Here is a 4127-nt window from a genome sequence, read left to right as displayed (position 1 = left end):
GCTCCCTGAAATCACCACTTCAACGTAACGAGGCAACTATGGCATCGGGAAACTTCACCCTCTTCTCAAAAAACAAGGACGACATCCGGATTAACGACTTGGCTCTGGCTACGGTCAAAATGGCGCTGATCTCGTCAGCTTGGACGCCCGACAGTTCGGTGACTGGCAACAGTGTCTGGGCGGATATTTCCGCCAATGAGGTCAGCGGAAACGGCTGGACAGCGGGGGGCGAAACACTGGCTTCGCTCGCGGCGACCGCAATTTCAGGCGGTTTCAAGTTTTCGTCCGCAAGTCCGAGCAAGACCGCTTCTGGCGGCAGCATCCCGGCATTTCGCTACGCCGTGATGTACGTCAGCGGGACCTTGTGGAGCATGAGCAATCCGCTGATCGGCTATTTCGTGGGGGATAGCACCCCTGCGGATATTCCCGCGACGACCACGGGGAACGCACTCACGCTCACCTGCCCGGCTGGCGGTTGGTTCGATATCACGTAATCGCCATGGCCATTGTTTCATCATCCTACGTCAGCGACGCACACGCGCAGTCGGGAGGCGGCTTCCTGACGACTGAAAGCTTCACCGATGGAAACGGCAACCTCTACACGAACACGTATCTGTGGGATGGTTTGGCTAGCCGCGACGATTTGCTGGCCGCAAGGGCTGCCGCGCTTTCTGTGCGCCTGGCGGACGAAGAAGCTAACGCGATGATCGGGCAAGGCTGATATGGCGCTGACACTCTCTCAACAGACCGCCGCGGAGTTTGCCGCAAGGTTCTGGGCGCGCGTGAAAGCAGCGAAGTTGGTCGGCGACCAGGCTGAATATTGCCGGCTGCTGCATTGGCTGACGGAAAAATTGGTTGCCGGGGACATCACCGATGCGCAGGCCCGTAACAGTTTCAACACTGCGTTTGGACGCACCTTGACGGCTGGGCAATGGGCCACGCTGCGGTCGAGTCGCATCACTCCGGCGCATGATCGGTACGCGGAGATGCTGGCAGAGGGGGATCTGTAAATGGCCAAATATCGGGTTTGGCACGGCGGGAATAACGGCGACGGATCGGATTGGACGAACGCTAAAACAACAACGGCCGCAGCGATTGCGCTTGCGACCGCAAACGGAGATAGCATCCTTGTTGAGCGCACTCACACGGGCGACAACGCGCTGGCCGTCGATACGACATGGACCATCTTGAACAATATCAGCATCGTGTCCGTCGACAAAGACAATTCCGACGCGCCTACCCCCATGGGTACGGAAGCATGGATCGGATCGTCGAGCGTTTCTATTGCGCTGACGATTGCGGGGGCGTACAGGCTGCGCCTGTCGGGGATAACGCTGCGCAATGGGGGCTCGACGAATAAATCGCTGAATATCGCCGGGACATCGGACGGAGCCGCCTACGATCTCGACAACTGCTACCTGTGGCTTGGGACGACATCTTCCGCCGCGCCATCTATTATTTCTGGGGCCACATCGGGGAGCTACAACACGCATGTCCGTTTCAAGGACTGCACATTCCGATTCGGAAATGCTGCGCAGACGCTTCTTGCGACCGGGACAGTTGAGTACATCGGATGCTCGATCGCCAGCGCAGGGAGCATCCCAACGACGCTATTCGGAGACCCTCTACGGGGGATTGTCGCGAGATTTCACGGATGCGATTTGTCCGCGCTCGGATCTGGAACGCTGGTTGGGAACCAGGTTTCCTACGCGAACGAGGTATTTTTTTCGCAGTGCAAGCTGGGGACAAATTATGTTGCGAGAGCAACGCCCAGCTCACCGGCAAATGCGTCAAACGGGCGCACTTGGATTCTGGACTGCGCGAGCGGCGACACTCACGGGCTGTTCGGGTACTACGACGGGCAGGGGGCGCTTACATCGGACACCGGCGTCTACGTCACATCTGGGGCTGCTCAACAGTCCTGGAAAGTCGTCACTACATCAGGAAACGGACCAGAGCGCCCGTTCTGCACTCCATGGGTATCCTTGTACCACACAGGTGCGTCTAGCATCACCCCGTACTTCGACGTGCTGCGCGACGACAGCACTACGGCCTACAAAGACACGGAGTTGCGAGCGGAATTCATGGCGAAAACTGCCGGTGGCAGCCCGATCAGTACGATGTATTCCGATGCTGGAGCGTTTCTGTCTGCGGGAACAAACCAGGCGTCGAGCAGCCTCGGGGCGGGCGACTGGACAGGAGAGAGTGGCACAAACTGGTACGGCAAATGCGATTCAGGATCAGCCTTCACCCCGGCGGAGAATGGTGAAATTCTTGGGCGGATATGTTTTGCTGTCCCCTCTGCGACGATTCGGATTGATCCGAAAATCAAATTCTGATGGCCGAGTTCTCCCGAGTATCTGTCGGTGGCGCAGTCTGGGTACAAGGCAATGACTCGGAGGCGTCTTCGAGGGTAAATGCTGCCGGGGGGTGGCTGCAGGTAAATGCCGCCGCCGGTGCGGGCAATACGTTGTCCCCCGGTACCGGCCATCTCACCCTGTCAGGTACGCAGTCTGCGGTGGTTCGTGAGGACGGGCATTTTCTCGATCCAGGGGTAGGCCACCTCGTTCTGTCCGGCAAGCAAGCCGCGGTGGTTCGGGAAGATGGGCACTTCCTGACGCCGGGGGTGGGACACCTTACCCTGTCAGGTAAGCAACCTGCGGTGGTTCAATCGTCAGGAACTACGCTTTATCCGGGCGCTGGTCATCTCACGCTATCCGGCAATCAACCTGCTGTTGTTCGCCAAGATGGGCATTTCCTGACCCCTGGCTCAGGTCATTTGCTACTGACAGGGTATGCGCCAAGCATCGACAGGCAGGACGGGCACTTCCTGTCGCCCGGCACGGGACATATTGCGCTGACCGGCTACCCGCCAAGTGTCGTGCAGGCGTCCGGGGCTTCTCTATTCCCTGGGACCGGGCACCTCACGCTGACAGGATACCAGCCGTCGATCACGCGGCAGGACGGGCATTTTCTGACCCCTGGGACTGGGCATCTCACGCTGCGCGGCAATCGCCCGAGCATCTCGAATGGCGTGCCCGCCAGTCGCGCGTCTGGCTCTGTGTTCTGCCGGATCGCATCGACAAGCTGTGTGGTGAGGATGCCGTGAAGACATTGACAACCAATCAACCGCGGATTGCAAACCTGATTGACAACCTGTTGCACCAAATAGAAGGGAATCACCATGGCCGGTAAATCGGACTACCTCGAAAATGCGTTCTTGAAGTTGTTGTTCAACGCCACTTCGGACGCTTTATTCGCGTCGGCAGTGGGGTCGATGACCAACCTGTATTGCGCGCTGCATACCGGCGACCCGCTAGATTCCGGAACGCAAACCTCGAACGAGGTGCAGACATCGGCCTACGCTACCTATACCCGCGTGGCAGTTGCTCGAACGAGCGGCGGATTCACGGTCACGGGGAGCAGCGTTTCTCCGGTTGCGGCAATCACTTTCCCGACAACCAGTGCCGTTGGCACGGGGTGCACGGCAACGCATTTCTCGATCGGGGAACTGCTCACCGGCGCGGGGAAGATATTCTATGCGGGGACCATCACCCCCAATATCGTGATCCCGGCAACGACGGCCGGCGTCATCCCGCAACTGACCACTGCCACGACCATCACCGAAGACTAGGCCATGGCTGCAGATAGCGATTGGAACTCGGTCGTCCTGCATGCGCCGCTCAACAACATCGCGGCCGGCATCACCGATGTCAAAGGGAAAACGATCACCGTTGCGGGGGGAGCAACGCTGACCCTTGCGCAGGGGCGTTTTCCCGGCGAAGCGTCGCTGTACTTTGACGGCACAGATGACCGACTGACGCTCGCATCCTCTTCAGATTTCGATTTCAGCGCCGGCGTGGTCACGTACCGATTCTCGATTCGCCCAACGGCGCTGCCTGCCAGCGGGAAGCATTGCCGGATCATCATGGTGGGCACCAACGGGTCTAGTACCGGTCAGTATGTGGCCATTGCTGGCGACGGGAGTATTCTCATTGGGAAGCCTCTTGGATCAACCAATGCCACAGGATCAGCCGCAGGGGTGATCACTACAGGGGCATGGCAGGATATCGAGGTAGTAGTCAGCAATGCCTCGACGGTCCGGATCTTCAGGAATGGGGTGCTGG

General features: G+C 58.9%; 7 protein-coding genes. All 7 read left to right on the top strand.

Annotated features, from left to right (window positions below):
* A partial coding sequence (locus CAPSK01_RS08090) for a hypothetical protein (RefSeq protein WP_273703322.1) occupies positions 1-494 on the top strand: 494 nt, incomplete at its 5' end.
* 5 nt (positions 495-499) lie between these two features.
* The gene (locus CAPSK01_RS08085; RefSeq protein ID WP_034924810.1) at positions 500-721 is read left to right on the top strand and encodes a hypothetical protein; all 222 of its coding nucleotides are present in this window, start codon (positions 500-502) and stop codon (positions 719-721) included.
* A 1-nt stretch (position 722) separates the two neighbouring features.
* Positions 723-1010, top strand: a complete 288-nt coding sequence (locus CAPSK01_RS08080) for a hypothetical protein (protein WP_034924807.1) — start codon at positions 723-725, stop codon at positions 1008-1010.
* A complete protein-coding gene (locus CAPSK01_RS08075; protein WP_034924804.1) occupies positions 1011-2339 on the top strand; it encodes a hypothetical protein in 1329 nt (442 codons plus the stop codon).
* The gene (locus CAPSK01_RS22350) at positions 2339-3109 is read left to right on the top strand and encodes a hypothetical protein (protein ID WP_273703321.1); all 771 of its coding nucleotides are present in this window, start codon (positions 2339-2341) and stop codon (positions 3107-3109) included. The genes CAPSK01_RS08075 and CAPSK01_RS22350 overlap by 1 nt, the downstream gene beginning before the upstream one ends.
* Before the next feature lie 75 nt (positions 3110-3184).
* Positions 3185-3634: a hypothetical protein gene (locus CAPSK01_RS08070; protein WP_034924801.1), complete on the top strand. Its 450-nt coding sequence runs from the start codon at positions 3185-3187 to the stop codon at positions 3632-3634.
* Between the two features lie 3 nt (positions 3635-3637).
* Positions 3638-4127 (top strand): hypothetical protein (locus CAPSK01_RS08065; protein WP_034924798.1); only part of this gene is annotated, 490 nt, incomplete at its 3' end.

The organism is Candidatus Accumulibacter vicinus, assembly GCF_000584955.1.
GTDB lineage: Bacteria > Pseudomonadota > Gammaproteobacteria > Burkholderiales > Rhodocyclaceae > Accumulibacter > Accumulibacter vicinus.
This window is presented reverse-complemented; position numbering and strand designations above follow the sequence as displayed.